Genomic DNA, 25,260 nt, shown 5'->3' on the forward strand with positions numbered 1-25,260 from the left:
TTTCAGACTCGTGAGCCTCCATGACCACCGTAACCCTCCAAGCCGACATCAAAGCCAAGTGGCCCCAAGGGCAAAGTTCCTACAGCCCCGGAAGCCCGGAGGAGCTGGCAATCATTGGTATCGACCTGCTGGTCAAAGAACTCGGCACTCAGGCCGCGCAAGCGTTTATCGGCCAGGTATTTGAAAAATACCCAGCCGACCACATGGGGGCACACGACCCCGAACGCGAATAAGAACCGGCCGGCGAGCGCCGACCGGCAAACACATTACTTCAGGCGCGCCAAGCGCTCAGTGAGCAGATCGAAGAAACCCTGGGCGTCGCCATTTTCAACCCAGAAAGCATTCTTCGGCTGTTTCAGACCGTCATACCAATCAACAATGGTCTGGCCAAAGGTCGGACCTTCACGGCTGTCCACTACCACATTAACCTCACGCCCACTGAACAATGCCGGCTTGAGCAGGTAGGCAATCACGGTGGCATCGTGTACCGGGCCGCCTGGAATGCCATAGTGCTCCATGTCGCCCTTGACGTATTCATTGAGAATGTCGCCAACCACCTTGCTCGCGTTGTTGTTAAGCGCTGCGATTTTCTTCAGGCGCGCTTCGCTGGTCAGAACCTTGTGGGTCACGTCCAGCGGCAGGTAAGTCAGTTTGACGCCACTTTTGAGCACGATTTCAGCCGCGATAGGGTCCGCGAACAGGTTGAACTCGGCCACCGGCGTAATGTTGCCGCCGTTGAAGTGCGCACCGCCCATCACCACCACTTCCTTGATGCCTTGGGTGATTTCCGGCGCTTGGGTCAACGCCAATGCCAGGTTGGTCTGTGGGCCGAGCATGGCAATGGTGATGCTATGGGGCTTGGCTGTACTCAGGGTCTTGATCAAGTAATCAACGGCATTGCCTTCGGCCAGGCCTTTTTTCGGCTCGTGCACGGTGACACCGGAAATACCTTCCTTACCGTGGATGTTTTCGGCATAGATCGGAGTACGCAGCATTGGTTTAGGCGCACCGGCGTATACCGGAATATCCTCACGCCCCGCCCACTCGCGGGCCAAGCGCGCATTGCGAGAAGTCTTGTCCAGTCGCACGTTACCGGCGACGGTAGTCAGCGCGCGAATGCTCAACTCCTCTGGGGAGGCCATGGCAAACAGCAAGGCCACCACGTCATCGGCACCCGGATCGGTGTCGATGATCAGGTCGATTTTTTCCGCCGCTTGGGCGCTGGCTGCAGTGAGTGCGGACAAAAGCAGGACACTCCGAAACAGGTTTTTCAGGGTTGGAAGACCACGTTGCATGAAACACTCCTTGTCGTAGGGAAACGTTAGAACGTTACGCCGGAGACCAGCGCGATGTTGCAGTAAGGCTGGCATTCGCCAGTGCGAACAACAGCGCGCGCCTTGCGGCTCAGTTGCTTGAACTCTTCATGACTGACCAAACGACGCTCGCCCAGGGCGGCTTGTTCGGTCAGCGTATTGAGGTCCGTCAGCGCCGGCGGCTGTTTGAGCAGGATTTCTTCCGCCAATACGTGGCTTTCCACCTGCATCTCGCTGAGCACAATGCGCAAGGTGCTGATGAAGTCCGGAATGCCCTGAGTCAACGCCAGGTCAATCAACTCGACGCCCGGCGGCACCGGCAGGCCGGCGTCGCCGATTACCAGGATGTCACCATGACCAAGGGACGCGATCACGCGCGACAGGGCGATATTGAGCAGCGGTGTCTTTTTCATGAGGGCACAAAACCTTGAACGTCGTGCAGCGTTGGAATAGAGGGTTGCGCACCGGCACGGGTGACCGACAACGCCGCCGCGACCTGACCAAACCGGATGGCCTCAGCTTCGCTCTTGCCATTGGCGAGCGCGGCCGCAAAACCACCAACAAAGGTGTCACCGGCAGCGGTGGTGTCCACTGCCTTGACCTTGGGCGCCACCAGATGCTCAAAGCCTTTGCCGTCGGCAAACAGGGCGCCCTGCGCGCCAAGCGTGATAATGACCTTGCCGGCACCAGCCTTGATCAATTGCGTCGCGGCGACCTTGGCACTGTCAAGGGAGTCGACTGTCACACCGCTCAGGGCCGAGGCTTCGCTTTCGTTAGGAATCAGGTAATCGACCGAGGCGTACCACTCGGCCGGCAAGGGCCCGCTGACCGGAGCAGGGTTCAGGATCACCGTCTTGCCCAGCTCACGACCGCGCTTGAGAGCATGGCCTACGGTAGCCATCGGCACTTCCAGTTGGCAGACAATTACGTCGGCTGCCTGCAACACCGCATCAGCAACCTGCAACGCAGCGGGCGTCAGCTCACCGTTGCTGCCGGCCACGATCACAATCGCATTCTGGCTGCTGTCATCTACCACTATCAGCGCCACGCCGCTGGAACCATCCACCGCGCTGACGGCCTGGCAATCGATGCCCTCCACCAGCAATGCATCGCGCAATTGCGTGCCGTAGGCGTCAGTGCCGACGCAACCGATCATCGCCACATCAGCTCCCAGGCGCGCCGAAGCCACGGCCTGGTTCGCGCCCTTCCCGCCGGGGACGGTGGAGAACGTTTGGCCAATCAGGGTCTCACCGGCGCGGGGCAGCCGACTGGCGCGGGTGACCAAGTCCATGTTCAAGCTGCCTACTACCACTACTTTTGCTGGCATACATCAGTACTCATCAATTCGGTTCAGCGGTATTGGGCAAACACACCGGCAAATGGCGCCGTTGACTCACGCAACACAATACTCGGCGTCACGATGCGTTGGTCGATCGGCAGTTGGGGTGTCGCAATTCGTCGCAGTAAAAGCTCAGCAGCCGTCTCGCCCAATTGCACGATCGACTGCCCGACCGTGGTCAACGCGGGGTAAACGTAACGACCCATTTGAATATCATCGAAACCGATCACCGACAGCTCGCCGGGCACCCGGATATTGCGTTCTGCGGCGGCGCGTAATACGCCGAAACCGATCATGTCGTTGCTGGCGAAAATCGCGCTGGGCGGGTTTTCCGACAGTAACCGCACCGCGGCAGCATAACCGCCGGTGCTGGTGAAGTCGCTTTCCTGGATGCGATTGGCCGCCACCTCCACGCCCGCCTCCCGCAGCGCGCGGTGATACCCCGCCAGACGCATTTGCGCCACGCGTGTATGGCCGGGGCCACCAATGCAGGCGATGTCCCGGTGCCCCAGCTCAAGCAAATGTCGGGTCGCCAGATAGGCGCCCTCCTCGTGATCGATGCGCACCAGGTCGACATCAATACCGTCCAGCGCCCGGTCAACAATCACCATGGGGGTGCGCACTGCACTCAAGCCAGCGGCAAGGCCACTGTCGTCGCCACCCACCGACGTCACGATTAAACCGTCGATGCGTTTCTCCAGTAACACTCGCAAGTAGCTGCGCTGCTTTTCAGCATTGTCGTCGGAGTTGCAGAGGATCACGCAATAGCCATTACGCTCGCAGTAATCCTCGATACCCCGAGCCAGTTCCGCGAAATACGGGTTGAGGCTGTTGGGCACCAGCAAGCCGATGGTGGCGGTGGTCTTGGCCTTGAGCGAGCGCGCAACCGCACTCGGCACATAATCCAGTTGCTTGATCGCCGCTTCAACCTTGATGCGTACCGGCTCACTGACCGGACGCGTGTTGTTCACCACATGAGACACGGTGGTGTAGGAAATACCCGCAAGCGCTGCCACATCCTTGATCGTTGCCATGGTTTAGCCTCGCCGACTGGCGCGCTGGCTGCGATAGGTGTCGAGCACCACGGCAATCACGATCACGGCACCGGTAATGATACGTTTAGTAGGTTCCGTAGCACCGATCTGCGCCAGGCCTGCTGCCAATACCGAAATAATCAACACACCGAAGAAGGTACTGATGACCGAGCCACGCCCACCCATCAGGCTGGTCCCGCCGATGACCACGGCTGCGATCACTTGCAGCTCAAGGCCGGAACCGGCGTTCGGGTCTGCCGCCTCCAGGCGTGAAATCTGGAACAGCGCCGCCACACCGGCCAACAGCCCCATCAGGCTAAACACCAGGATCTTGTACGGTTTGGGGTTGATCCCGGCCAGGCGCACAGCCTCTTCGTTAGTACCGATACCGATCAGGTAACGACCGAACACGGTACGGGTCAAGACCAACTGAGCGACGATAATTACCAGCAAGGCAATGATAAACGAGGGCGAAATCCCGAAGGCAACCGGGTTGGACAGCCAGGCAAATGAATCACCGATATAGGCGGTGCGAGAACCGGTCATCTGGTAAGCCACACCGCGGGCCATTTCCAGCACACCGAGGGACACGATAAACGACGGAATCCGCCAGGCCACCGTGATCGAACCGGTGATGGTGCCTGCCAATGCAGCGCAGCCCATGCCGAGCACGGCGGCCGGCAAGACGCTCCAACCCCAGCCGAGAATCGCCACGCTGACCGCCGACGCAGCCAATGCCAGCACCGAGCCCACCGACAGGTCGATACCGCCGATGATCAGAATGAAGGTCATGCCGACCGCCAGCACCATCAGGTCCGGGATCTGGTTGGCCAGGGTGCTGAAGGTGTCATAGGACAGGAAGTGATCACTCAACACTGAGAACAGTGCAATCATCGCCAGCAAGGCACCGGCCAACCCCAAATAGGTGCCCAGGCCGTAGAAGTTGCCGCCAGTTTTACCGGGGGAAGTTGTTGTTTTCATGGTGCATCCCTAAGCACTGCGTCGTTCAGCAGCGCATCACGTTTTTGATAGCCTGCAAAGGCGGCAGCGAGCAACTCGTCCTGGGTCCATTTGTCGCGCTCGAATGTCTCGATCAGGCGCCCGGCAGACAACACGCCGATTCGGTCGCAGATCAGCATCAATTCCCGCAAATCACTGGACACCACCACCAGCGCTTTGCCCTGGCGGGTCAATTCGCCGAGCAAGGCATAAATGTCGAACTTGGCACCGACGTCGATGCCCCGAGTCGGCTCATCAAACAACATCACAGCACAGTCGCGCTCCAGCCAGCGGCCAATCACGACTTTCTGCTGGTTACCGCCCGACAGCTCCGACACCAACTGCGCCGGGCTGGAACTACGGATGCGCATGGCATCAATCTGGCGTTTGGCCAAGGCGGTTTCGTCACGACCATTCACCACACCGCCACCGGAAATTTCCGGCATGTTGCCCAGGGCAATATTGGCGCTGATGGACTGAGTCAGCAGCAAGCCTTCGCCCTTGCGGTCCTCGGTGATCAGAGCGATCCCATGGCCGACAGCGTCTACCGGAGAACGAATACTGACGATCTGGGCCGGCGAGCCTAGGGCTACGGTGCCACTGTCCGCCAGGTCTGCACCAAAGATGAGGCGCAACAGTTCGGTGCGGCCTGCACCGATCAGGCCGGAGATACCGAAAATTTCGCCGGCACGCACTTCAAAAGACACGTCACGGACCTTGTCCGAGCGGGTCAACCCGCTCACCGTAAGGGCTGGACCACCGATTGTACGTGGCCCCAGGTCGATCTGTTCACCCAACTCGCGACCGACCATCAAGGTCACCAGTTGCTCGCTGTTGTAGTTGGCCATCGGCTCGACGCAGACCAGCTTGCCGTCGCGCAATACTGCAATGCGTTGGGCGACGCGGGCCAGCTCCTCCAACCGGTGTGAGATATAAATGATCGCCACGCCGCGGGCCTGCAGGCGCGTGATTTGTTCAAACAACATTTCGACTTCACGGGCAGTGAGCATGGCCGTGGGTTCGTCGAGAATCAGTACGTGGCAATCACCGATCAAGTTGCGTGCGATTTCAACCATCTGCTGATGACCGATGCCCAGGGTGCCGACGAGGGTGTCCGGGTCGATCGCATCCAGGCCGACTTGAGCCATGGCTTCAATCGCGGCGGTCCGCAGTTGCTTACGGCTGATCCAGCCACAGTGACTGGGCAAGTTATCCAGAAACAGGTTTTCGGCCACCGTCAGGGTGGGCAAGAGGTTGAGCTCCTGCATAACCATACGCACGCCCAGCTCTTCAGCCTGGGTGCGGCTGCCCGGACGATAATCCTGACCATTGAATTGCATGTGCCCGGTGGTCGGCGTGACCAGCCCGCCGATAATTTTCGACAACGTGCTTTTACCTGCGCCATTCTCACCGGTCAGCGCCAGCACTTCCCCACGATTGAGCGTCAGGGTGATGTCGGATAGAACCGGTTGGGCATAGGTCTTGCCGATACCGCTGACCGAGAGGACAGCGTTCGGGGCGGAAGATGACATAGGAAAATCTCCAGGCGTCCGCTCAGGACGAGCGGACGCTGTTGGGTGCTGCCAGAATTACTTCTTGAGTACGAGTTCGACCGGTGTTTCGATCACGCCGTCTTTGGCATCGACTTTTTCACCCTTGACCAGCTTGAGCGCGTTCTGGATACCGAACACAGCTTGCTGGGCTGCGGCCTGGTCGGCAGTTGCCAGAACACGGCCGTCTTGCAACATGGGCTTGATAGCTTCGATATTGTCGTAACCCACCACCAGCACTTTGCCAGCCTTGCCTGCTGCACGTACGGCAGAAACGGCGCCCAAGGCCATGTTGTCGTTACCGGCCAACAGTGCCTTGAGATCCGGGTATTCGCTCAGCATGGCGGAGGCCACTTTCTGACCCTGGTCGATTTCCCAGTTACCCGATTGGGTAGAGACGATCTTCATACCGGCAGCGTCCATCGCATCTTTATAGCCTGCGGTGCGCTGTTGGGCGTTGGTGGTGGTCGGAACCCCTTCAATGATCCCGACTTTGTCGCCCGAGGCCAATTGTTTAGCCAGGTAGTCACCCACCAGCTTGGAACCTTTGCGGTTGTCTGGGCCTACGAACGGGATATCAAGATTTTTGCTTTTCAGCACGTCCGGATCGAGGCGGTTGTCGATGTTGACGACCTTGATGCCGGCATCGGAGGCTTTTTTCAGCACGGTGACCAATGCCTTGGAGTCGGCGGGAGCGATCACGATAGCGTTCACTTTAGCGAGGATCATCTGGTTGACGATATCGATCTGCGCGCTTGTATCGGTTTCGTTCTTGATACCGTTAGTGATCATGTCAAAGTCGGCGGCATGCGTTTTCTGGTACGCCTTGGCACCGTCCTGCATGGTGACAAAAAATTCATTGGCGAGAGACTTCATCACCAGGCCGACCTTGGGTTTGGTGGCGGCGTCATCAGCAAATGCAGAGGAGAGAGGTAAGGCAGCGGATGCGGCAGCAAGCACAGCGACAGCAAGAAGACGTCCAGCAAATGGCAGCTTCATGGGTTCACTCCGATCTTATGATTATTGTGAGCAACGCTTGCACCGAAGAACGCTTCGGCAGCCCTCCCACCCGGGTGGCTGATACGAGCTGTCACGATACTCCAAGAGCGCCCCGTGAAACATCTCGCAAACGTTTGCGTTAGCCAAACTATGAGAACCTTGCCGGGATTTGTCAACGGGAGAAAACCGCCTTTCATCCAACCCCTCTAGCGCCTGTCCTTGCGCCCCACAATTGATGCGATTAAACATCGCCCTCGTCCGGTCGTTCTCTAAAACGACAGGCTGTGACGCCAATGTCACACACGCCCCCTGGATATCTCGTCATAGTTTTCGGACAACCGAACGCGATACCACCCCATTGTTCGGAAAGCCGGACGACGGTCGCCTCCATCATTCTAAAAAAACAACATAAATTGTTTTAAATCAAAAGGTTAATTTATATCAGCGCGCACAATCGGCTTGGTACAAATCCTGCTCTTTCTCAGCACCTAGCGGCGTTCAGAACCGCCCGGGTGTTCTAGATGAACCTGCATCAGCACTCATCAAAAACCAGAGAGAAAAATAATGAAATCTGCACTGAAGACCTTTGTTCCGGGCGCTCTAGCCCTCCTGCTGCTGTTCCCTGTTGCCGCCCAGGCAAAAGAAGCTGAAACCAAGACCAAACTGTCCAACGTGGTGATCCTCGCCACCGGTGGCACTATTGCCGGCGCCGGCGCCAGTGCCGCCAATAGCGCCACCTATCAGGCGGCCAAGGTCGGCATTGAGCAATTGATCGCCGGTGTTCCTGAGCTTAGCCAGATCGCCAATGTGCGCGGCGAGCAAGTGATGCAAATCGCGTCCGAAAGCATCAACAACGAAAACCTGCTGCAACTGGGTCGCCGCGTCGCCGAATTGGCTGACAGCAAGGACGTGGATGGCATCGTAATCACCCACGGTACCGACACCCTGGAAGAGACCGCCTACTTCTTGAACCTGGTGGAAAAAACCGACAAGCCAATCGTAGTGGTCGGTTCCATGCGTCCGGGCACCGCCATGTCGGCGGATGGCATGCTCAACCTATACAACGCCGTAGCCGTCGCAGGCAGCAAAGATGCACGTGGAAAGGGCGTACTGGTCACCATGAACGACGAGATCCAATCGGGTCGCGACGTCAGCAAGATGATCAACATCAAAACCGAAGCGTTCAAGAGCCCTTGGGGCCCGCTGGGCATGGTGGTTGAAGGTAAATCCTACTGGTTCCGTCTGCCGGCCAAGCGTCACACCATGGATTCGGAATTCGATATCAAGACCATCAAGAGCCTGCCGGATGTCGAAATCGCCTACGGCTACGGCAACGTGAGCGACACCGCCGTCAAGGCCCTGGCCCAAGCTGGCGCCAAAGCCATTATCTACGCGGGTACCGGCAATGGTTCGGTGTCGTCCAAGGTCGTACCGGCCCTGCAGGACCTGCGTAAACAAGGCGTACAGATCATTCGCTCTTCCCATGTGAATGCTGGCGGTTTCGTTCTGCGTAACGCCGAACAGCCTGACGACAAGTACGACTGGGTTGCCGCACACGACCTGAACCCGCAAAAAGCGCGGATTCTGGCCATGGTTGCCCTGACCAAGACCCAGGACAGCAAAGAACTGCAACGGATGTTCTGGGAGTATTAATACCTGGTGACACCCCTGTAGGGGCGGGTTTACCCGCCTCTATTCCTCCAGCAGGTTCCTCGATACAACTTCCCCGCCTTACACCAAACCGCCTAGATCGCTGTCAGACGAATTTCTTGAAGTTTAAGCAGTTGCGAAATTGCTTACAGTTAAATACTGTATGCACATACAGCAAACTAAGGAATACTCCGTGGCAAAGTCTTCTTCCGCAGCAACCACCCCGCCTGATGCCTATGAACGTCTCGCCCTTCGTGTGCAGAAAATCATCAACTCGACCAACGCCCAGAAAGCCAAGGCAGCCTTGATCTTCCGCCTGCCGGATGAGCCAGAGGATGAATGGGAGCGTCTGCTGGAAGAGATTGCGGAGAACGACAACGTCACCCTCGCCTATCGGGATGATGGCGGCGTGCAGATTTTCTGGGTTGTACCGAAGGAAGATTGATTTAATGAGTGCCCGTTTTATTGCTGTGTCTTGCCTGCTCTTCGCCGTCACCGCCCATGCCCAAGCGCCCCGAACATTCAGCGAAGCCAAGAAAATTGCCTGGAAGCTCTACGCCCCGCAATCCACCGAGTTCTATTGCGGCTGCAAATACACCGGTAACCGTGTGGACCTGAAAGCCTGTGGCTACGTCCCACGCAAAAATGCCAACCGAGCCGCACGTATCGAGTGGGAACATATCGTTCCGGCCTGGCAAATCGGGCATCAACGCCAATGCTGGCAGGATGGCGGGCGCAAGAACTGCACGCGTCATGATGACGTGTTCAAGCGCGCCGAGGCGGACTTGCACAACCTGGTCCCCAGTATTGGCGAGGTCAATGGCGACCGTAACAACTTCAGTTTTGGCTGGCTGCCGGTGCAAAGTGGGCAGTACGGTTCATGCCTGACCCAAGTGGACTTCAAGACCAAAAAGGTCATGCCACGCCCGTCCATTCGCGGCATGATTGCCCGCACGTATTTTTATATGAGCAAGCAATACGGCTTGCGCCTGTCAAAACAGGACCGCCAATTGTACGAAGCCTGGAACAAGACCTACCCGGTGCAAAGCTGGGAGCGCCAGCGCAACCAGACCGTGGCCTGTGTGATGGGCCGCGGCAACGAGTTTGTCGGCCCGGTGAACCTGAAAGCCTGCGGTTGAGAGTGGGCGGGACTCCCGCCCAACCTGCCGGTTACTGCGCAGCCTTGTGCTCAACGACCTGCGACTCGGTGTCGTTTTTCTTGGCGCGGGCCATTTTTTCGTTCAACTGTACCTGCTTGGCTTCGGCTTCAGCCTTACTGGCGAACGGCCCCAGAAACACCTCGTCCTTACCGTCAACCTTCGCAATATAAAAATTGAAACCATGCTCCAACAACCAAGCGGTCAGGTCGGTGATCGCCTGTAGCTTGTGGTCCGGGGGGCCGACCCATACATCCCACTCTTGTGCGGCAATCGTACCGGTTTGTGGCTGGCTTTCAGTCACGGCAGGCTTGGCCTTAGGGGTATCGACACTTTTACCTTCACCGCAACCGGCCAATGCCAACACCGCAATTGCCATCGCTACTTTACGCACTGCCCTGCTCCTTTGAGGATAAAGAGGCAACTTTATCATTCACTGTCTATTCTGGCCGTCATAAACGTTGGCTTAAACAATGCGAATGATGTACCGCAGACCTGTATGATGACGCCATGGGAATTAATGTCGCCTCTATGCGTCCTAAAAGAGGCAGTCACAGGGAAGCGCTTAGCAGTAAGCTACACACATCCGACATCTGCCCTGTCTGAAACATGTGTCCTTAAAAGTAATCAAGGAGAAGTCCATGCTTATACTCACCCGCAAAGTCGGTGAAAGCATAAACATCGGTGATGACATCACAATCACCATCCTGGGCGTTAGCGGCCAGCAAGTACGAATCGGCATCAACGCACCCAAGGACGTTGCCGTGCATCGCGAGGAAATCTACCAGCGCATCCAGGCGGGCCTGACTGCTCCGGACAAAAATCAGACGCCTTGAAGCGCCCTCAGTAGCCAGCCCTTTCGTTCACTGTAACGGCTGGCGAAAACCCTCTCGGCCTGTCCGCGCTTTCTTCCGTGTTCAGGGCACCTTCATCTTCGCTGCAAGATGAAACTGTCTTATCGCCTGGAACTTGCTGTGCAATTCGCAGCCGAATCTCCTGACCACTATCCTGCTATCCGAGTGTCTTCAGGAGCACGTCGATGAAACCCACTGCAACGCAGCCACTTGTTTCCAGATCCTGGACGATCGCCCTGCTGATAGGGCTGGCCTTTGTGGCACTGGAATATGGTCTGAGATTCGAAATTGAAGGTGTCAGCAACACCACTAACCGCTCACGGCTGGACTTGGCGCTGTTCCTGTGTGGCTACCTTTTTGCGTTCTGCGTCAAGCCGATCCAAAAGGCCGTTCTGCGCAAACTGTGTCAACGCGCCGCTCACCGCACACACCAGAAAGCTGCACGCTGACGTCTCACTTCTCGTTATCAGGCCACAGAATTCAACAACCGCAACAAACCGTCACCATCGCGCTGGACACACACCTGCGCATACCCGTCAATCGAAGCATGTGCCGTCACCATGGGCGTCAAATGCGTCGAGGTCACGACCATCACAGCCGCCCCCGCCGCCTCGCCCGCTCGAATGCCCACCGTCGCATCCTCGAACACCAAACAGTCCCGCACCGGCACGCCCAAACGCTGCGCACCGAGTACATAACAGGCCGGGTCAGGCTTGCCGTTGGCAACATCCTCGGCGGTCACCAGCACCGCTGGCGGAGCAATGCCCGCCGCTTGCAGGCGGCGCAATGCCAGCGCTTTGGGAGCAGATGTAACCAGTGCCCATTGATCGCCAGGCAGACTATTTAGAAACTCGACAGCGCCAGGAATCGCCACCACGCCTTCAACATCGTTGATTTCCGCCTCGGTGATCCACCGCGCTTCAACTTCAGGGTCTACACCTGGCAAAGCCTGACGAGTAATGGTGTCAATGGCCCGGGCGCCATGAATGGTGCTCAAAAAGGCCTCCACATCCAGGCCGTGGCGCTCAGCCCAGATGCTCCAAACGCGCTCGGCGGCAGCAATGGAGTTGAGCAAAGTCCCATCCATATCGAACAGGAAGGCACGGTAACGCTGGGTAAATACAGTTGAACCAGAGACGGACACTGCTTGGCTTCCTTTTATTCGGTAACAAATTCTGACTCCGATGCAATCTACGGATCACTCCAACACTTGTAAACGCCAGGGACGCATACCCTCGCGATTGCATTACACGCTTGTAATGAAGCTGTAAGTCTTGTCAGCACCCTCACTTCATACAGTTGAGTCGTCAGCCACCTACACCGGTTGACGTCACTTCCTACTGATGAAAAAGGGTCCACACCATGAAACCTGCAAACACACTCTGCCTGATTGCCGCCAGCCTGTTGATGCTGGGTACCAGCACTGTCATGGCCAGCACTGTCGCACCGGTCAAAGCCAACAATGTGGTGCTGGTACACGGTTCCTGGGCAGACGGCTCAAGCTGGTCCGAGGTAATCACCCGCCTCCAGGCCGCCGGCCTGCACGTCACCGCCGTGCAAAACCCACTGACCTCAGTCGCCGATGACGTCGCCGCCACCAATCGCGTACTGGATCAACAGGACGGCCCTACCGTGCTGGTCGGCCATTCCTACGCCGGCACCGTAGTCAGCGATGCCGGGGTTAACCCGAAAGTGAGTTCCCTGGTGTACGTGGCCGCCCGCGCACCGGACGCCAATGAGGACTTCGTCGCCCTCTCCGCCAAGTACCCGACCATGCCGGTACGTGCAGGCGTGGAAGATCACGACGGTTACCTCACCCTGAACCAGGATGCCTTCTTGAAGTACTTCGCCGCCGATGTGCCGCGCGCCAAGGCCCTGGAGCTGTTCGCCGTACAACAACCGATCACCAAAAGCCTGTTCAGCGGCCGCACGGTGAATGCCGCCTGGCATACCAAACATTCCTGGTACGCCGTGTCGAGTAATGACCAGACCATCAGCCCGGACCTGGAACGCTTTCTCGCCAAACGCATGAACGCCACCACCATCGAATTGCCTTCGAGCCACCTGTCGCTGGTGTCCCACGCCAAGGAAATCACCGACCTGATCCTCGAAGCGTCCGGCCGCCAGCCTTAAACCGTGAATGACGAACTTGTCATGATCCTGTTGGCTGGCTGTTCGGGGCGTCTGGTTACTGTGAACTCACTGCCAAAACCTGGCAGCCAACCGTTAAAGAGAGATACCACCATGAAACTGTTTATCCTCGGTTTTACTGCTTTGCTGGCTACCGGTTCGGCGTTTGCCGCCGACACCACCCCAACCACGAACGTCATCCACGACAAAGTCGGCTTCTTCGTTCACCTGGATGTCGACAAAGTACTGTCGAGCACCGACACCTACGGCCAGTGCGGCATTGTCCCTGCCCGTCTCGACTACCTGGACCATCAGGGCCGTGAACATGTAATGGATTACCAGGTCCAGGCCATGGGTTGCGCCAGTGACAACTGATCGAACTACACTTGCGCCACGCATTGACCCAGGGCACTTCCCATGAACATCCTCGTAGTCGAAGACGAACCCAAGGCCGGCAATTACCTGCTCAACGGCCTTCAGGAATTGGGCTACTCCGTAAGCCTCGCCCGTGACGGCGTGGACGGTTTACACCAGGCGCTGGAAACGCAGTTCGACGTGATCGTGCTGGATGTGATGATGCCGAAAATGGATGGTTGGGAAGTGCTGCGGCGCCTACGCAAAGAGGCGGACACGCCGGTACTGTTTCTCACCGCCCGCGATGACATTGCCGATCGCATCAAGGGCCTGGAACTGGGCGCAGATGATTACCTGATCAAGCCCTTCTCCTTCGCCGAACTGGTAGCGCGCCTGCGAACCCTGACCCGCCGCGGCCCGAGCCGGGAAGAAGAGCACTTGCAGATCGCCGACTTGCAAATCGACGTGTTGAAGCGCCGCGTCACCCGCTCCGGGACACGCATCACCCTGACCAACAAGGAGTTTGCCCTGCTGCACCTGTTCGCGACGCATCAGGACCAGGTGCTGTCACGCTCAATGATTGCTTCACGGGTCTGGGACATGAATTTCGACAGTGATACCAATGTGGTGGACGTCGCCGTGCGACGCCTACGCCTGAAAATCGACGACCCGTTCCAACTCAAGTTGATTCACAGCGTGCGGGGCATTGGCTACCGCTTCGATACCCAACCATGAACACTCTCCGCCACTACTCGCTGACTATGCGCCTGGCGTTGATCTTCGCCTTGCTCGCCTTCGCCCTGCTGGCAACCCTGGGGGTGGCGCTATACCGCGAGCTGGAGCGGGAACTGATCATGCGTGACGACGCCGCCTTGATCTACCGCGTAGACCAACTACGCAACCTGCTGAACGACAGCAACACACTAGACCTAATCAAGACCAAGCCGGAGCTATTCCAGAATATGCTGGGCAACCGCGAGTCGGTGCTGAGCATCACAGCACCCGGGCAGAAGCCGTTGCTGGAGGTCAACCCGGGCAATATCGACATGCCATCCGTGCCCCCTGTTCCAAAGGGACACGAGCTGGAATTTACCGACGTTCACCATTTGCCGGGCGTGAATGGCGTACCGTTCGCCGTCGTGGCCGCCTCCATCGACTCCGGCGACCTGGGCCGCCTGCAAGTCACCACCGGACGCCTGATGACCGAGCGCACCGCCGTGCTCGCCAGCTACCGGTTGAGCGTCTATATCCTGGCGAGTATCGCTGCGGCCATCTTGGCGCTGGTGGGCTACCTGCTGGTGCATCGCGGCCTGCTACCCCTGCGACGCCTGGCCCGGCATACCCAGGGCATCGGCGTCGGCAACCTCGCCGCACGCCTCGACAGCCAAGGCTCACCGAAAGAACTGGTGCCGATGATCGACGCCTTCAACACAATGCTTGAGCGCCTGGACAAGGGCTTTGTGCAACTGGGTCAGGTGTCCACCGACATGGCCCACGAACTGCGAACACCGATCAACAACCTGCTGGGTGAAACCCAGGTTGCCCTACAACAAAGCCGCAGCATCGAGAGTTACCAGCAATTGCTGGCGTCCAATGTCGAAGAACTTGAACGCCTGGCACGGATGCTCGACAACATGCTGTTCCTCGCCCGCACCGACCCATCCATTGCCCTGCGCCAACGCCAGGAACTGAGCGCAGCGGATGAAGTGGAGCGCATGGCTGACTACTTCGAAGGGTTGGCGAGTGATGTGGACGTCAGCATTCTCGCGCAAGGTGACGGTGTGATCTGGGCTGAACCGATGTTGCTGCGCCGGGCGCTGGCGAATCTGTGCGCCAATGCCATCAAATATGCTGCGCCGAATTCCGAACTGTTGATTCAGGCGGTTCCAAATGCCAACGGCATCAGCCTGAGCGTCAGCAACCTCGGTGAAACTATCTTGCCCGAGCATTTGCCCAGGCTGTTCGAACGGTTTTACCGGGTGGATGAGTCGCGGGAACGTTCGGCCCAGTCCAATGGACTGGGCTTGTCGATTGTGGCGACCATCATGCAGTTGCATAACGGTCGTTACAGCGTCACCAGTGAGGAGGGAGTGACCTGTTTTGAGCTGTTCTTTCCACGACGGGAGGACTGAGAATCGCAGGCCAGAACCTTGGTGTTATTTTGCAAAAGATTTGTATGCCACCCTTGGCCCAGACTCCTACTATTCTTTCTTCCCAAGCGCTATCTCACAGGATTTAAAACAGGTATCACGCTTTGGAGAAAAAACAGTATCGACTCAGCGGGGCTGAACACGCTGAACATCCCGGCTCAAGGTAGAGGCGGTGGAGGTAATGACGGAGGTTCTGGCATGGAAAAACGCTTGGGTTTACTGGAGAGGGGGCTGGCTGAAATGAAAGAGAGGCTAATAGCAGTTTCGAGCAGGGCAGACGCCATTGAAAAGCACTCCACCACCAATGAAAAGCACTTCGCCACCAGGGCAGACCTGGCAACCACGGAGCTGAACCTCATCAAATGGTATGTGGCCACAGCGTTCGCAATGACGGGGCTAGCTTGCGCGATCACCTTCGGCCTGACCCGGCTGTTGACCCATTAAGCCCGACAGGTCAACTGACCTGCCCACCGGTTTCCATAACATCCACGTGGGTGCGCCATGCCGACATTACCGCTACCCGCACCCCCTCAACCAGCGTCACCAACGGCATCGAAGCCTGCCCCATAACAGCCACCTGTTCCGGCAGGTTCGGTACGTGGATAAAACCACTGCGTATGGCCGTGCCGGCGAGCGCATGTTGCAACCGATAAAACACCTGATTGCACACAAACGTACCTGCCGTTTGCGAAACTGACGCGGCAATCCCCGCCTCACGCACCGCCTTGACCATGGCCTTGATCGGTAACGTCGTAAAGTAGGCCGCCGGAGCGTCGACCACGACTGCCGTATCGATCGGTTGCTCCCCGAGATTGTCGGGGATGCGTGCATCGTTGAGGTTGATTGCCACCCGTTCAATAGAGATGTCACTACGCCCAGGCCCGAGGCCAGTGGCAATGACCATGGCCGGGCGCAGTTCGGCGATCATCTGGATCAGGCACTCCGCCGCCGTGGCAAACGCACAGGGCAGCTGACGCGCAATAATCTGCACATCCTCACCCAGTTGCACACCATCCAACTCGCGCACAGCCTCCCAGGAGGGGTTGACCCGATCCTGATCAAAGGGCTCGAAGCCCGTCAGCAGCACAGTTTGCATCTTGGCCTCACATCAGCAGGTAAAGCAGGACAATATTGACCACCAGCATCATCAACGCAGTCGGCAGTTGAGCCTTGATCACCGCGTTCTTGTCCGGCAACTCCAGCAACGCCGCCGGGACGATATTGAAGTTCGCGGCCATTGGGGTCATGAGCGTACCGCAGTAACCCGAGAACATTCCGATCGCCGCCATCACCGCCGGGTTACCGCCGTAGATACCCACCAGCACCGGCACGCCGACACCGCCCGTCATTACCGGGAAAGCCGCGAAACCGTTACCCATGATGACGGTGAATAGCGCCATGCCCAGCACATAAACCATCACCGCCACCAACTTGAAATCCAGATTGATGTAGGTGGTGGTGACATGGGCGACGGCCGTGCCGACCCCGGCTTCGTTGAACAAAAGCCCGAGCATTGCCAGCATCTGAGGCAGCACCATGGCCCAGCCCAGGGCTTCGGTCAGGCGGCGGGATTCGCGCAAGGCTTGCACAGGTGTGTCGCGGGTAAGCCAGCACGCCAAGCCAAGGGCAATCAAACAGCCAATGCCGAGAGAGACGAAGGTGGTGTTTTTGGGGTCCAGCAGCGGTACGCCGCCGATCTCCGTGTGCTTGAGCAATACCGAACCAATCACCGTGGTCAGGGGAATGGCCAACGCGGGGATAAACAATTTATGCCCCAAGCGCCCAGCACTGGCGCGGGCAGCCTTGTCATGCAATTGGCCATGTACACCTCGGCCCACACCGCCTAAACCTGCAATCAACGCCATCACCACAACGCCGACGCCAATGACCACCGACGGCAGGCGCTCCCCCACCAGGAAGGGAATGGCAAAGAGACACCAGAACAACGCGCTGGACCAGCGCTTGGGGTGGTTTCGATCCAGCAAAATCATGCCTGCAGTAATCAGCAACAAAACGCCGGCAAGCCAGTACAAATACTCAATGGAGATGATCATTGCGCAGCCTCCACTGGAGCGCCGGCGGCAGTCATATCGCGGGTGAGTCTTCGATCAAATCTATGCAGGCGAATCGCATGGATGATAAAGGCACAGATCGCCGTCGGGATGCCCCACACAGCAATGTGCAACGGCTCCACATCAATCCCCGATCCCAGCAGGAACGTGTGCATCAGCGCAATCGCACCAAAAGCGACAAAGATGTCTTCGCCAAAAAACAGCCCGACGTTATCGGTCGCCGCACACATGGCCAATACTTTGTGGCGCAGTTTGTCCGGCAGCTTGCCGTAGCGTTTTTCCGCCGCGCCCTCGGCCATCGGCGCCAGCAGTGGCCGCACCATCTGCGGGTGCCCGCCCAGGCTGGTCAGCCCCATGGCCGCCGTGGACTCACGTACAAACAGGTAGATGATCAACAAGCGCCCAACCGTGGCACGCTCGAAACGTGCGATCCAGTTCTGCGCATGCAGGCGCAGGCCATGGCGCTCCAGCAGGCCAATGACCGCCAGGGGCAATAACAAGATCAGTTGTAGGGCACGGGTCTGAAGGAAACCATCGCCCATGCTGGCGAGAATTCTTTCCAACGGAAAGTGCGCGGCGAGCCCGGTGACGATGGCGGCAGCAGTGACCACCAACAGCGGATTGAAGCGCAATACGAAGCCAACCACGATGACAAGTACGCCGATCAACGGCCATAGGTTCACAACAGTTTGCATGACGATGAGGTCCTTGAATGCGCACTGCGGCGCCATTACAGCAGGATGTGAACAACGGGTTCACTGCGTGAAAGTGGCGTGCAGCCCGGCGCGGTTTTTATTGTTGACCTGGAAGGTCGAGCGTCAGTGGCGGCAACTTTGCTGCTTGGGGACTGGGGGTGTCCAACAAGAAAAATTGTTGCTGCAAACCAATAATTCTTGTGGGTGATTGAAGGGCTGTATGTAACAAGATGTAGACAGACGGTCAGAGATTCGAGCATCTTAGCGCCGCCCGTTTATCGGGTGCGATGCTGACCTCGTCACACGCCTCTCTTATCACTGTTGTGGATATGGAAATTCAATGAAAACCCCTAAGGTCTTGTTCGCCCTCTCGTGCGCGGTTGCCCTGTCCATGCTTGGCGGTTGTGCAGCAAAAGTAAAAAGTGGCGGCAGCGACGCACTGGCCATCCCGGAATCCGCCAAGCAGAACCTCGTGGTTAGCATCAAAGGTGAAAACCAGGTGGAGCAAAACCCGGACTGGAACCTGCTCAAGCGCGACTGGAACAATGCGCTCCAGGTCGAAGCTCGCCAAGCTGGCTTCAACCTCAAAGAAAGCCCATCGGTGACCACCGGCACGGAAGACGGCGTGGGCATCAGCATCAACGTGAGCAAATTCCGCTACATCGAACCGGGCTCCCGGTACGTCGCAGGCGCTTTGGTGGGTAACGCATGGGTATTCTCGCGTGCCGACTTTTCCGACCTGAGATCCGGCGCACCGATCGGTACACGCACCTACGACACCTCATCGTCCGCCTGGGAAGGGATTGCCTCGGCCATGACGCAAAAGCAGGTTCAAGCGATTGCCAAACAGCTGATCAGTGATATCAAGAGCGCTAAAGCCAAGTAATTTTGGTGATGACGCCCAAGGCGTCATCCCAGATGCTTCTGAAAAAAGTATCGCTGATGACCCGGCGGGTAATCAGCGATGTGGCCAACCTCACTGAAGCCCAGCTTTCGATAAAAACCCGGTGCCTGAAAGCTGAAGGTGTCCAGCCAGATCCCCACGCATCCCCTTTGCCGTGCCACTTCTTCTGCGGCGCGCATCAACTGCGTGCCGGCACCTTGGGTGCGCATCGAGTCAGGGACGCTCAAGAGTTCAATAAACAACCACCCGTAGGAGATTTGCCCGTAGAGCCCACCTACCACCTCCTGAGTGATCGGGTCGCGCAGCAAAATACCAACATTCTCAAATGCCATCTCACCGGTATGACTGAGGTTGTACGCCCTCAGTGGTTTGAGGATGGCCTCACGCTCCTGTGCCGTCACGTCGAACGACACTTCCATTGCCAACTCCATCTCACGCTCCCAGGTTTGAGTTCAATCGCCCGCCAGTATGCCTGGCTCTCTCCGGCTTGAGCCGCGCCTCATAATCCCGGGGCGGCTGCACAGTTTACCATTGCGCGGAGTGTAATCCTGATCAGCCGTTTTTTTGAAGAAGGTGACGCAGACACGGCGATTCGAGCGTGCGCGCCCAGGATCGACCCGGTATTGTCGAATTCGATCAACGTTCACAGAAAAGGGGCAGCACTGGTGATTTCTTCCGTTTCACCCACTCCAAACGTGCAAACCCGCTTGATTGCCCTGGTAGTCGCCGTGACCTTTTTCATGGAGAACCTCGACGCCACGGTAATCGCCACCGCACTGCCAACCATGGCGTCCGCCTTCGCAGTCACACCGGTCGACATGAACATCGGTATCACCGCGTACATTCTGGCCGTGGCGATTTTTATCCCGCTGTCCAGCTGGATCGCCGACCGTTTTGGCGCCCGCCGAGTGTTTGCTGGCGCGATCATCGTGTTTACCCTCGCCTCGCTGCTCTGCGGGTTGAGCCAAAGCCTCGAGATGTTCGTGATCGCACGGGTACTGCAGGGCATTGGCGGCGCGCTGATGGTGCCCGTAGGTCGTTTGGCTGTGCTGCGCAATACGGACAAAAAAGACCTGGTTAATATGATTGCGGTGATTACCTGGCCTGGCCTCGTAGCGCCGATTCTTGGGCCATTAGTGGGTGGATTGATCGTGACCCATGCATCGTGGCCCTGGATCTTTTACGTCAATTTGCCCTTGGGTGCGTTAGCGTTGATTGCCGCCCTTTTGCTGGTGCCAAAGGGGCGTGAGGCAAGCGTGCGCAAATTCGATGGCAAAGGTTTTGTATTGCTGGCAAGCGCCTGCGTGGCACTGCTTGGCGGGCTGGAATGGCTGGGCAGTCAGGCCCGAGAAATGCTGATCCCCGGTTTCGGACTAGTGGCCGCGGGCTTATTACTGGCAGTGTGGGCAGTGCAGCATTGCCGACATCATGCAGAACCTTTGTTGCCACTTCAGACTCTGTCGATCAATACGTTCCGGGTCAGCATTTTCGGTGGGTCGCTGTTCCGCCTGGCTATCAGCGCCCTACCCTTTTTGCTGCCGTTGTTGTTTCAGGTTGGTTTTGGCCTGTCTCCGGTGGATGCGGGGGCGTTGGTCCTGGCGGTTTTTGCCGGCAACCTCGCAATGAAACCGTTCACGACAGCCATCATGCAGCGCTTTGGGTTTCGCAAGGTGTTACTGGTGAATGGGGTCATCGGAGTCGCGCTGATTGCGGCCTGCGCCTTGTTCACTGCACAAACGCCCTTAGCGTTAATTGCTGTAGTGCTGTTTGTGGGTGGACTGTCACGTTCGATGCAGTTCACTTGCTATAACTCAATTGGGTTTGCAGATGTACCCAAGGCACGGATGAGCGAGGCGTCGGCACTGTTCAGCATGGCGTTTCAGTTGGCCATGGGCATGGGGGTATCAATTGCAGCGTTGCTGTTGCGGGCATCCATGGTTGTGCAAGGGCATGAAGTGCATGCCGGCGCCGGGGACTTTCGTGCGGCGTTCGTGGGGGTCGCGCTACTCGGGGTGCTGGGGTTGATTGACGTGTATCGATTACCTGCTGGAGCTGGAGAGAGCGTGCTCAATCGCTCCGGATCGGCTCGATAGCGAAGAATCCTGAACACGACCTATACTCAGTGATGACGTTGCGCGTTTCTGCGCAGCGCTTACGGCACTATTGCCGATAGAGAGGGTGCCGCTATGTACGCCGGACAAACGGATATGACGACGAATGGTGTAATACGATGTCAGCTGGTTGTTCAAATCATCTGCCTGCTGTCGGTGGCCACGCTTTTCTGCTGACTAATCGGTCACACCTGCCCTCACAATGTCAGTCTTGGACACCAACGCTGGCGCTCTCCCAAAACCCAGCTTCTCGTGAACATCCTTTTAAGCCCGCGCTCCCCATCGCGGGCTTTTCTTTGTCTGTGTTTTGGTCGCGCATCCCAACTGCACTGGACCAAGCGCCCCTATACCCGATTCCGAATACCCGACTATAGGTGCGCCTTTCGCCATCAAATCAGAAATTGTTGAGTGCAGTTTGATTGCTGGATCAATCTGAGGCGGGGTTCGGCTTTGAGAAATCCTGCTTTGGTTTGCTCTGACTAAGAACGAACCAGACGGCTAAACCAATCAGCCCGCCACCGTACAAATGCGCGACCGAAAATTTTTCATCGAGGAACATCACTCCCCACAAGACGCCAAACAGAGGGACAAGAAAAGTCACGGTTAACGAACGTATCGGCCCGATATCAGCGATTAAGCGAAAATACAGAATGTATGCACACGCGGTACAGATGAAACCCAGCGCAACCAACGTTATCCAAACCTCTGGGTTACCCCAGGTTGCAGGTGGATTTATTGCGGCCGAGATTCCGAAGAAAGGCGCAAGAAATAGTGTCGCACCAATCTGACTGCCAAAAGCGACGAGTTTCGCGTCCAACCCGCCCCTGTCAGCGACCCATCGTTTAGTCAGAAATCCGGCCGCGCCGTAGCAACTCGTCGCGACTAAGCACGCCAGTGCGCCCATGGACGCACTCACTGAAAGTGTTACGGGACCGGTACTCGTCAGCAGTGTAATACCTATCAACCCAATTAAGACGCCAGCGCCCTTTTTCAATGTCAACGACTCGCCGAAACACATCCAGCCGATAAGCACCCCCATCAGCGGGGTTGTCGCGTTGAAAATTGCCGAATAACCGGCAGGTAACAGCCGTGCTGCCACGCTATACATCAAAAATGGAATGCCAGAATTAATAACGCCCAAGACCATAATCTCCTTGAGCTTTCCTTTGAAGTCGACCTTGGTTTTTAAGATGGCGAGGATGACGATCAGGCCAAAGGCGCCTACTAACACACGAAAAAATGCAGTCGGTAATGCCCCCAAAACAGGAGCCGAGATTCGCATGAAGAGAAAACTGGCGCCCCAAATCGCCGCCAGAACAAGTAGCCGAACGTAGTCGGATAATTTCATAGGCTGCCTTCGTCACTGTTCGTTAACTAAAAAAAACCCAAGAACTGCTCGGCTTATGCAGTGCGTTCCGAATAGTTCTTGGAGTCATTAAGGGGAACGGCTTAGATACGCGGGCCATGGTGCCCCCTCTAAGTTTGGTGCTTCACAGTAAGCGTGTTTGCGATGGGCACACACCCCGATTCTTGCTGCCGAAAAGATGTTTACGAACAGCAGGGATTTGCACAGGAATACATACAGGCGCTCATGGGTCACGCGGACGAGAAGATGACGAAGCACTATCAGGAGGGGCACGACGAAAAGAAGATCGAGTACCTGGAGGTGGGCGCCGAATTGGCGTTCTGAGGTGGGAGTTTTGCAAAAGTTTTGCAAATCGAAGGCAACAAAAAAGGGCCCACCTTTCGGTGAGCCCTTCTAGACCGCCCAGCAGAGCGGATTTTGTTTGGTAGGCGCGATTGGACTCGAACCAACGACCCCCACCATGTCAAGGTGGTGCTCTAACCAACTGAGCTACGTGCCTGCTGTGAGGCGGCATTCTACGGAATTCCGGAGGGGTGTCAACATCTTTTTTGCAGCTAACCCTATGAATATGCGAATTTTTTATTGGCTGCGGGCACACCTCTAGTTTTCGGGTGGCTGGCAGGCAATTTTCAACTCAGGTAGGATCGGAGCACTCGTAAAAAATATAAAACAGAGGTTCCAGGATGGCGAACACCCCCTACCCCCAGTCGTATTATGCCGCGTCCGCGAATGCGGTTCCGCCTCGCCCGGTGCTGCAAGGCGAAGTCGAAACCGATGTCTGCGTGATTGGTGCCGGCTATACCGGGCTTTCCAGCGCGCTGTTTCTGCTGGAGAACGGTTTTCGCGTAACGGTGCTGGAAGCCGCCAAGGTGGGCTTTGGTGCCTCGGGCCGTAATGGCGGGCAGATCGTCAACAGCTACAGCCGCGACATTGACGTGATCGAGCGCAGTGTCGGCCCCAAGCAGGCGCAATTGCTGGGGCACATGGCGTTTGAAGGCGGCAAGATCATTCGCGAGCGAGTAGCCAAGTATCAGATCCAATGCGACTTGAAGGACGGAGGCGTATTTGCTGCGCTCAACAGCAAGCACATGGGCCACCTGGAGTCGCAGAAGCGCCTATGGGAGCGCTACGGCCACACCCAACTGGAATTGCTCGACGAACGTCGCATCCGCGAAGTGGTGGCCTGCGACAACTATGTCGGCGGCTTGCTGGACATGAGTGGTGGGCATATTCACCCCCTCAACCTGGCACTGGGTGAGGCGGCGGCCGTGGAGTCCCTGGGCGGTACGATCTACGAACAATCGGCAGCGCTGCGTATCGAGCGTGGCGCCAACCCAGTGGTGCACACCGCCGAGGGCAAGGTCAGGGCCAAGTTCATCATCGTCGCAGGCAACGCCTACCTGGGGAACCTGGTGCCGGAGTTGGCGGCCAAGTCGATGCCATGCGGTACACAGGTGATCACCACCGCACCGCTGGGCGATGAACTGGCCAAGACGTTACTGCCGCAGGATTACTGCGTCGAAGACTGCAATTACTTGCTCGACTACTACCGCCTCACCAGCGACAAACGCCTGATCTTTGGCGGCGGCGTAGTGTATGGCGCGCGCGATCCGGCAAATATTGAGGCCATCATCCGCCCGAAGATGCTCAAGGCCTTCCCGCAACTCAAGGATGTGAAGATCGATTACGCCTGGACCGGCAACTTCCTACTAACCTTGTCGCGCCTGCCGCAGGTAGGTCGCCTGGGCGATAACATCTATTACTCCCAAGGCTGCAGCGGCCATGGCGTGACGTATACGCACCTGGCAGGCAAGGTGCTGGCGGAGGCGCTGAGAGGCCAGGCAGAGCGTTTTGACGCGTTTGCTGACCTGCCACACTATCCGTTCCCGGGCGGGCAACTGTTGCGCACACCGTTTGCAGCACTGGGGGCTTGGTATTACGGGCTGCGGGATAAGCTGGGGTTCTGACAAAACTGCGGGAGCCGGTTCTCCGGCTCCTTCAAAGAATTGCTAAATCGTAGAAACAAAAAACCCCGGTCTTTCGACCAGGGTCTTTGCTATCGGATCAAAGTAGCCAATGGCTTTCTTTGTGCTTCAAGGCGTTCAGTGGGCCTTGAGGCAGATATGGCGCAGCGGACGGGACTCGAACCCGCGACCCCCGGCGTGACAGGCCGGTATTCTAACCGACTGAACTACCGCTGCGTATCGCTTGACCGGCTGAGCGCAAACCCTCAACCGTCTTTAAACATCTGACTGATCAGCCATGGCTGTTCAATCTCAAGCCCGACAAGTCAGACCTGGAAAATATGGCGCAGCGGACGGGACTCGAACCCGCGACCCCCGGCGTGACAGGCCGGTATTCTAACCGACTGAACTACCGCTGCGCGTCGGTGCAACTTTTAACGTTGCGTCTTACCCTAGGGTAAAACTCTCAAGAAGTGGTGGGTGATGACGGGATCGAACCGCCGACCCTCTGCTTGTAAGGCAGATGCTCTCCCAGCTGAGCTAATCACCCTTTGCTTCGTTGAGGCCGCGAAATTTACGCAGGTAACGGACCTAAGTCAATAGCCTGCTTGAAGTTTTT

Annotated in this window: 30 protein-coding genes and 4 tRNA genes; 15 read left to right on the forward strand and 19 right to left on the reverse strand. The window is 57.3% G+C overall.

Going from position 1 to position 25,260, the window contains the following annotated elements; translation table 11 throughout:
* The first annotated feature begins 20 nt into the window (after window positions 1-20).
* Window positions 21-233: a hypothetical protein gene (locus tag BFL40_RS24120; RefSeq protein WP_071486279.1), complete on the forward strand. Its 213-nt coding sequence runs from the start codon at window positions 21-23 to the stop codon at window positions 231-233.
* A gap of 33 nt (window positions 234-266) precedes the next feature.
* Here BFL40_RS24120 and BFL40_RS24125 read toward each other — a convergent pair whose 3' ends face one another.
* From BFL40_RS24125 to BFL40_RS24155, 7 genes are read right to left on the reverse strand one after another with little or no spacing between them, the layout of a single operon-like run.
* Window positions 267-1,295, reverse strand: a complete 1,029-nt coding sequence (locus BFL40_RS24125; protein ID WP_071486280.1) for a nucleoside hydrolase — start codon at window positions 1,293-1,295, stop codon at window positions 267-269.
* Window positions 1,296-1,321: 26 nt separating this feature from the next.
* On the reverse strand, window positions 1,322-1,726 hold the full coding sequence (gene rbsD / locus BFL40_RS24130; protein WP_071486281.1) for a D-ribose pyranase: 405 nt from the start codon (window positions 1,724-1,726) through the stop codon (window positions 1,322-1,324).
* A complete protein-coding gene (gene rbsK, locus BFL40_RS24135; protein WP_071486282.1) occupies window positions 1,723-2,640 on the reverse strand; it encodes a ribokinase in 918 nt (305 codons plus the stop codon). Before rbsK ends, rbsD begins: the two co-directional genes overlap by 4 nt.
* 23 nt (window positions 2,641-2,663) lie before the next feature.
* Entirely contained in the window at window positions 2,664-3,686 is a 1,023-nt protein-coding gene (locus BFL40_RS24140) for a LacI family DNA-binding transcriptional regulator (protein WP_071486283.1), read from the reverse strand.
* 3 nt (window positions 3,687-3,689) lie between these two features.
* Window positions 3,690-4,667, reverse strand: a complete 978-nt coding sequence (locus BFL40_RS24145) for an ABC transporter permease (RefSeq protein ID WP_071486284.1) — start codon at window positions 4,665-4,667, stop codon at window positions 3,690-3,692.
* Window positions 4,664-6,217: a sugar ABC transporter ATP-binding protein gene (locus tag BFL40_RS24150; RefSeq protein ID WP_071486285.1), complete on the reverse strand. Its 1,554-nt coding sequence runs from the start codon at window positions 6,215-6,217 to the stop codon at window positions 4,664-4,666. The genes BFL40_RS24145 and BFL40_RS24150 overlap by 4 nt, the downstream gene beginning before the upstream one ends.
* 57 nt (window positions 6,218-6,274) lie before the next feature.
* Window positions 6,275-7,234, reverse strand: a complete 960-nt coding sequence (locus BFL40_RS24155) for a sugar ABC transporter substrate-binding protein (RefSeq protein ID WP_071486286.1) — start codon at window positions 7,232-7,234, stop codon at window positions 6,275-6,277.
* A gap of 564 nt (window positions 7,235-7,798) precedes the next feature.
* Here BFL40_RS24155 and BFL40_RS24160 point away from each other — a divergent pair.
* The 3 genes from BFL40_RS24160 to BFL40_RS24170 all read left to right on the forward strand — a co-directional run bounded on the left by BFL40_RS24160 (window position 7,799) and on the right by BFL40_RS24170 (window position 10,023).
* Entirely contained in the window at window positions 7,799-8,887 is a 1,089-nt protein-coding gene (locus BFL40_RS24160) for an asparaginase (RefSeq protein WP_071486287.1), read from the forward strand.
* A gap of 190 nt (window positions 8,888-9,077) precedes the next feature.
* Entirely contained in the window at window positions 9,078-9,329 is a 252-nt protein-coding gene (locus tag BFL40_RS24165; protein ID WP_174555570.1) for a DUF1654 domain-containing protein, read from the forward strand.
* Between the two features lie 4 nt (window positions 9,330-9,333).
* Window positions 9,334-10,023: an endonuclease gene (locus BFL40_RS24170; RefSeq protein ID WP_071486289.1), complete on the forward strand. Its 690-nt coding sequence runs from the start codon at window positions 9,334-9,336 to the stop codon at window positions 10,021-10,023.
* A gap of 31 nt (window positions 10,024-10,054) precedes the next feature.
* Here the strand turns inward: BFL40_RS24170 and BFL40_RS24175 are convergent, their stop codons facing one another.
* Window positions 10,055-10,420, reverse strand: coding sequence for an SPOR domain-containing protein (locus BFL40_RS24175; RefSeq protein WP_071486290.1), 366 nt, complete (start codon window positions 10,418-10,420; stop codon window positions 10,055-10,057).
* A gap of 262 nt (window positions 10,421-10,682) precedes the next feature.
* On the opposite strand from BFL40_RS24175, the gene csrA reads away from it, so the two are divergent.
* Window positions 10,683-10,877, forward strand: coding sequence for a carbon storage regulator CsrA (csrA, locus tag BFL40_RS24180; protein ID WP_003192511.1), 195 nt, complete (start codon window positions 10,683-10,685; stop codon window positions 10,875-10,877).
* Between the two features lie 203 nt (window positions 10,878-11,080).
* Entirely contained in the window at window positions 11,081-11,344 is a 264-nt protein-coding gene (locus BFL40_RS24185; protein ID WP_071486291.1) for a hypothetical protein, read from the forward strand.
* A gap of 17 nt (window positions 11,345-11,361) precedes the next feature.
* Here BFL40_RS24185 and BFL40_RS24190 read toward each other — a convergent pair whose 3' ends face one another.
* On the reverse strand, window positions 11,362-12,039 hold the full coding sequence (locus BFL40_RS24190) for an HAD family hydrolase (protein WP_071486292.1): 678 nt from the start codon (window positions 12,037-12,039) through the stop codon (window positions 11,362-11,364).
* A 218-nt stretch (window positions 12,040-12,257) separates the two neighbouring features.
* Here BFL40_RS24190 and BFL40_RS24195 point away from each other — a divergent pair, with 218 nt between their 5' ends.
* The 5 genes from BFL40_RS24195 to BFL40_RS24215 all read left to right on the forward strand — a co-directional run bounded on the left by BFL40_RS24195 (window position 12,258) and on the right by BFL40_RS24215 (window position 15,973).
* Window positions 12,258-13,028: an alpha/beta fold hydrolase gene (locus BFL40_RS24195; protein WP_071486293.1), complete on the forward strand. Its 771-nt coding sequence runs from the start codon at window positions 12,258-12,260 to the stop codon at window positions 13,026-13,028.
* Window positions 13,029-13,139: 111 nt separating this feature from the next.
* Complete coding sequence (locus BFL40_RS24200) at window positions 13,140-13,400, forward strand: DUF2790 domain-containing protein (RefSeq protein WP_071486294.1); 261 nt, start codon at window positions 13,140-13,142, stop codon at window positions 13,398-13,400.
* A gap of 42 nt (window positions 13,401-13,442) precedes the next feature.
* A complete protein-coding gene (locus tag BFL40_RS24205) occupies window positions 13,443-14,114 on the forward strand; it encodes a heavy metal response regulator transcription factor (protein ID WP_071486295.1) in 672 nt (223 codons plus the stop codon).
* On the forward strand, window positions 14,111-15,511 hold the full coding sequence (locus BFL40_RS24210; RefSeq protein WP_071486296.1) for a heavy metal sensor histidine kinase: 1,401 nt from the start codon (window positions 14,111-14,113) through the stop codon (window positions 15,509-15,511). The genes BFL40_RS24205 and BFL40_RS24210 overlap by 4 nt, the downstream gene beginning before the upstream one ends.
* A gap of 216 nt (window positions 15,512-15,727) precedes the next feature.
* Window positions 15,728-15,973 (forward strand): hypothetical protein, encoded by a 246-nt coding sequence (locus BFL40_RS24215; RefSeq protein ID WP_071486297.1) that lies wholly within the window; start codon window positions 15,728-15,730, stop codon window positions 15,971-15,973.
* Between the two features lie 10 nt (window positions 15,974-15,983).
* Here BFL40_RS24215 and pcp read toward each other — a convergent pair whose 3' ends face one another.
* The 3 genes from pcp to BFL40_RS24230 are packed head-to-tail and all read right to left on the reverse strand — an operon-like array spanning window position 15,984 to window position 18,296.
* Window positions 15,984-16,625, reverse strand: coding sequence for a pyroglutamyl-peptidase I (pcp, locus tag BFL40_RS24220; protein ID WP_071486298.1), 642 nt, complete (start codon window positions 16,623-16,625; stop codon window positions 15,984-15,986).
* 7 nt (window positions 16,626-16,632) lie between these two features.
* Window positions 16,633-17,583, reverse strand: a complete 951-nt coding sequence (locus tag BFL40_RS24225; RefSeq protein ID WP_071486299.1) for a DUF979 domain-containing protein — start codon at window positions 17,581-17,583, stop codon at window positions 16,633-16,635.
* The gene (locus tag BFL40_RS24230; RefSeq protein WP_071486470.1) at window positions 17,580-18,296 is read right to left on the reverse strand and encodes a DUF969 domain-containing protein; all 717 of its coding nucleotides are present in this window, start codon (window positions 18,294-18,296) and stop codon (window positions 17,580-17,582) included. Before BFL40_RS24230 ends, BFL40_RS24225 begins: the two co-directional genes overlap by 4 nt.
* A gap of 340 nt (window positions 18,297-18,636) precedes the next feature.
* On the opposite strand from BFL40_RS24230, the gene BFL40_RS24235 reads away from it, so the two are divergent.
* Window positions 18,637-19,182, forward strand: a complete 546-nt coding sequence (locus BFL40_RS24235; RefSeq protein WP_071486300.1) for a DUF4410 domain-containing protein — start codon at window positions 18,637-18,639, stop codon at window positions 19,180-19,182.
* 23 nt (window positions 19,183-19,205) lie between these two features.
* On the opposite strand, the gene BFL40_RS24240 is transcribed toward BFL40_RS24235, so the two are convergent.
* Window positions 19,206-19,631 carry a GNAT family N-acetyltransferase gene (locus BFL40_RS24240; RefSeq protein WP_071486301.1) on the reverse strand — a complete coding sequence of 142 codons (426 nt, stop codon included), beginning with the start codon at window positions 19,629-19,631 and terminating at the stop codon, window positions 19,206-19,208.
* A gap of 212 nt (window positions 19,632-19,843) precedes the next feature.
* On the reverse strand, window positions 19,844-20,026 hold the full coding sequence (locus BFL40_RS34125) for a hypothetical protein (RefSeq protein WP_162493873.1): 183 nt from the start codon (window positions 20,024-20,026) through the stop codon (window positions 19,844-19,846).
* On the opposite strand from BFL40_RS34125, the gene BFL40_RS24245 reads away from it, so the two are divergent.
* Entirely contained in the window at window positions 19,941-21,293 is a 1,353-nt protein-coding gene (locus BFL40_RS24245) for an MFS transporter (protein ID WP_139213560.1), read from the forward strand. The two genes, BFL40_RS34125 and BFL40_RS24245, sit on opposite strands and share 86 nt — an antisense overlap.
* Window positions 21,294-21,738: 445 nt before the next feature.
* Here BFL40_RS24245 and BFL40_RS24250 read toward each other — a convergent pair whose 3' ends face one another.
* Window positions 21,739-22,659, reverse strand: coding sequence for a DMT family transporter (locus BFL40_RS24250; protein WP_071486302.1), 921 nt, complete (start codon window positions 22,657-22,659; stop codon window positions 21,739-21,741).
* 162 nt (window positions 22,660-22,821) lie between these two features.
* On the opposite strand from BFL40_RS24250, the gene BFL40_RS24255 reads away from it, so the two are divergent.
* Window positions 22,822-23,001 carry a hypothetical protein gene (locus BFL40_RS24255; protein WP_071486303.1) on the forward strand — a complete coding sequence of 60 codons (180 nt, stop codon included), beginning with the start codon at window positions 22,822-22,824 and terminating at the stop codon, window positions 22,999-23,001.
* Between the two features lie 98 nt (window positions 23,002-23,099).
* Here BFL40_RS24255 and BFL40_RS24260 read toward each other — a convergent pair.
* Window positions 23,100-23,176: transfer RNA gene (locus tag BFL40_RS24260), tRNA-Val, on the reverse strand.
* A 184-nt stretch (window positions 23,177-23,360) separates the two neighbouring features.
* On the opposite strand from BFL40_RS24260, the gene BFL40_RS24265 reads away from it, so the two are divergent.
* Window positions 23,361-24,644, forward strand: a complete 1,284-nt coding sequence (locus tag BFL40_RS24265; protein WP_071486304.1) for an NAD(P)/FAD-dependent oxidoreductase — start codon at window positions 23,361-23,363, stop codon at window positions 24,642-24,644.
* Between the two features lie 157 nt (window positions 24,645-24,801).
* Here BFL40_RS24265 and BFL40_RS24270 read toward each other — a convergent pair.
* The 3 genes from BFL40_RS24270 to BFL40_RS24280 all read right to left on the reverse strand — a co-directional run bounded on the left by BFL40_RS24270 (window position 24,802) and on the right by BFL40_RS24280 (window position 25,191).
* Window positions 24,802-24,878: transfer RNA gene (locus BFL40_RS24270), tRNA-Asp, on the reverse strand.
* Between the two features lie 105 nt (window positions 24,879-24,983).
* Window positions 24,984-25,060: transfer RNA gene (locus tag BFL40_RS24275), tRNA-Asp, on the reverse strand.
* Window positions 25,061-25,115: 55 nt separating this feature from the next.
* Window positions 25,116-25,191 (reverse strand) — tRNA-Val (locus BFL40_RS24280).
* Between the last annotated feature and the right edge of the window lie 69 nt (window positions 25,192-25,260).

Source organism: Pseudomonas costantinii, assembly GCF_001870435.1.
GTDB classification, from domain to species: Bacteria; Pseudomonadota; Gammaproteobacteria; order Pseudomonadales; family Pseudomonadaceae; genus Aquipseudomonas; species Aquipseudomonas costantinii.

Coding starts and splice junctions, on each gene's coding strand:
- BFL40_RS24120 (WP_071486279.1), top strand. CDS start 21: ATGACCACCGTAACCCTCCAAGCCGACATCAAAGCCAAGTGGCCCCAA.
- BFL40_RS24125 (WP_071486280.1), bottom strand. CDS start 1,295: ATGCAACGTGGTCTTCCAACCCTGAAAAACCTGTTTCGGAGTGTCCTG.
- rbsD (WP_071486281.1), bottom strand. CDS start 1,726: ATGAAAAAGACACCGCTGCTCAATATCGCCCTGTCGCGCGTGATCGCG.
- rbsK (WP_071486282.1), bottom strand. CDS start 2,640: ATGCCAGCAAAAGTAGTGGTAGTAGGCAGCTTGAACATGGACTTGGTC.
- BFL40_RS24140 (WP_071486283.1), bottom strand. CDS start 3,686: ATGGCAACGATCAAGGATGTGGCAGCGCTTGCGGGTATTTCCTACACC.
- BFL40_RS24145 (WP_071486284.1), bottom strand. CDS start 4,667: ATGAAAACAACAACTTCCCCCGGTAAAACTGGCGGCAACTTCTACGGC.
- BFL40_RS24150 (WP_071486285.1), bottom strand. CDS start 6,217: ATGTCATCTTCCGCCCCGAACGCTGTCCTCTCGGTCAGCGGTATCGGC.
- BFL40_RS24155 (WP_071486286.1), bottom strand. CDS start 7,234: ATGAAGCTGCCATTTGCTGGACGTCTTCTTGCTGTCGCTGTGCTTGCT.
- BFL40_RS24160 (WP_071486287.1), top strand. CDS start 7,799: ATGAAATCTGCACTGAAGACCTTTGTTCCGGGCGCTCTAGCCCTCCTG.
- BFL40_RS24170 (WP_071486289.1), top strand. CDS start 9,334: ATGAGTGCCCGTTTTATTGCTGTGTCTTGCCTGCTCTTCGCCGTCACC.
- BFL40_RS24175 (WP_071486290.1), bottom strand. CDS start 10,420: ATGGCAATTGCGGTGTTGGCATTGGCCGGTTGCGGTGAAGGTAAAAGT.
- csrA (WP_003192511.1), top strand. CDS start 10,683: ATGCTTATACTCACCCGCAAAGTCGGTGAAAGCATAAACATCGGTGAT.
- BFL40_RS24185 (WP_071486291.1), top strand. CDS start 11,081: ATGAAACCCACTGCAACGCAGCCACTTGTTTCCAGATCCTGGACGATC.
- BFL40_RS24195 (WP_071486293.1), top strand. CDS start 12,258: ATGAAACCTGCAAACACACTCTGCCTGATTGCCGCCAGCCTGTTGATG.
- BFL40_RS24200 (WP_071486294.1), top strand. CDS start 13,140: ATGAAACTGTTTATCCTCGGTTTTACTGCTTTGCTGGCTACCGGTTCG.
- BFL40_RS24205 (WP_071486295.1), top strand. CDS start 13,443: ATGAACATCCTCGTAGTCGAAGACGAACCCAAGGCCGGCAATTACCTG.
- BFL40_RS24210 (WP_071486296.1), top strand. CDS start 14,111: ATGAACACTCTCCGCCACTACTCGCTGACTATGCGCCTGGCGTTGATC.
- BFL40_RS24215 (WP_071486297.1), top strand. CDS start 15,728: ATGGAAAAACGCTTGGGTTTACTGGAGAGGGGGCTGGCTGAAATGAAA.
- pcp (WP_071486298.1), bottom strand. CDS start 16,625: ATGCAAACTGTGCTGCTGACGGGCTTCGAGCCCTTTGATCAGGATCGG.
- BFL40_RS24225 (WP_071486299.1), bottom strand. CDS start 17,583: ATGATCATCTCCATTGAGTATTTGTACTGGCTTGCCGGCGTTTTGTTG.
- BFL40_RS24230 (WP_071486470.1), bottom strand. CDS start 18,296: ATGCAAACTGTTGTGAACCTATGGCCGTTGATCGGCGTACTTGTCATC.
- BFL40_RS24235 (WP_071486300.1), top strand. CDS start 18,637: ATGAAAACCCCTAAGGTCTTGTTCGCCCTCTCGTGCGCGGTTGCCCTG.
- BFL40_RS24240 (WP_071486301.1), bottom strand. CDS start 19,631: ATGGAGTTGGCAATGGAAGTGTCGTTCGACGTGACGGCACAGGAGCGT.
- BFL40_RS24245 (WP_139213560.1), top strand. CDS start 19,941: ATGGAGAACCTCGACGCCACGGTAATCGCCACCGCACTGCCAACCATG.
- BFL40_RS34125 (WP_162493873.1), bottom strand. CDS start 20,026: ATGTTCATGTCGACCGGTGTGACTGCGAAGGCGGACGCCATGGTTGGC.
- BFL40_RS24250 (WP_071486302.1), bottom strand. CDS start 22,659: ATGAAATTATCCGACTACGTTCGGCTACTTGTTCTGGCGGCGATTTGG.
- BFL40_RS24255 (WP_071486303.1), top strand. CDS start 22,822: ATGGGCACACACCCCGATTCTTGCTGCCGAAAAGATGTTTACGAACAG.
- BFL40_RS24265 (WP_071486304.1), top strand. CDS start 23,361: ATGGCGAACACCCCCTACCCCCAGTCGTATTATGCCGCGTCCGCGAAT.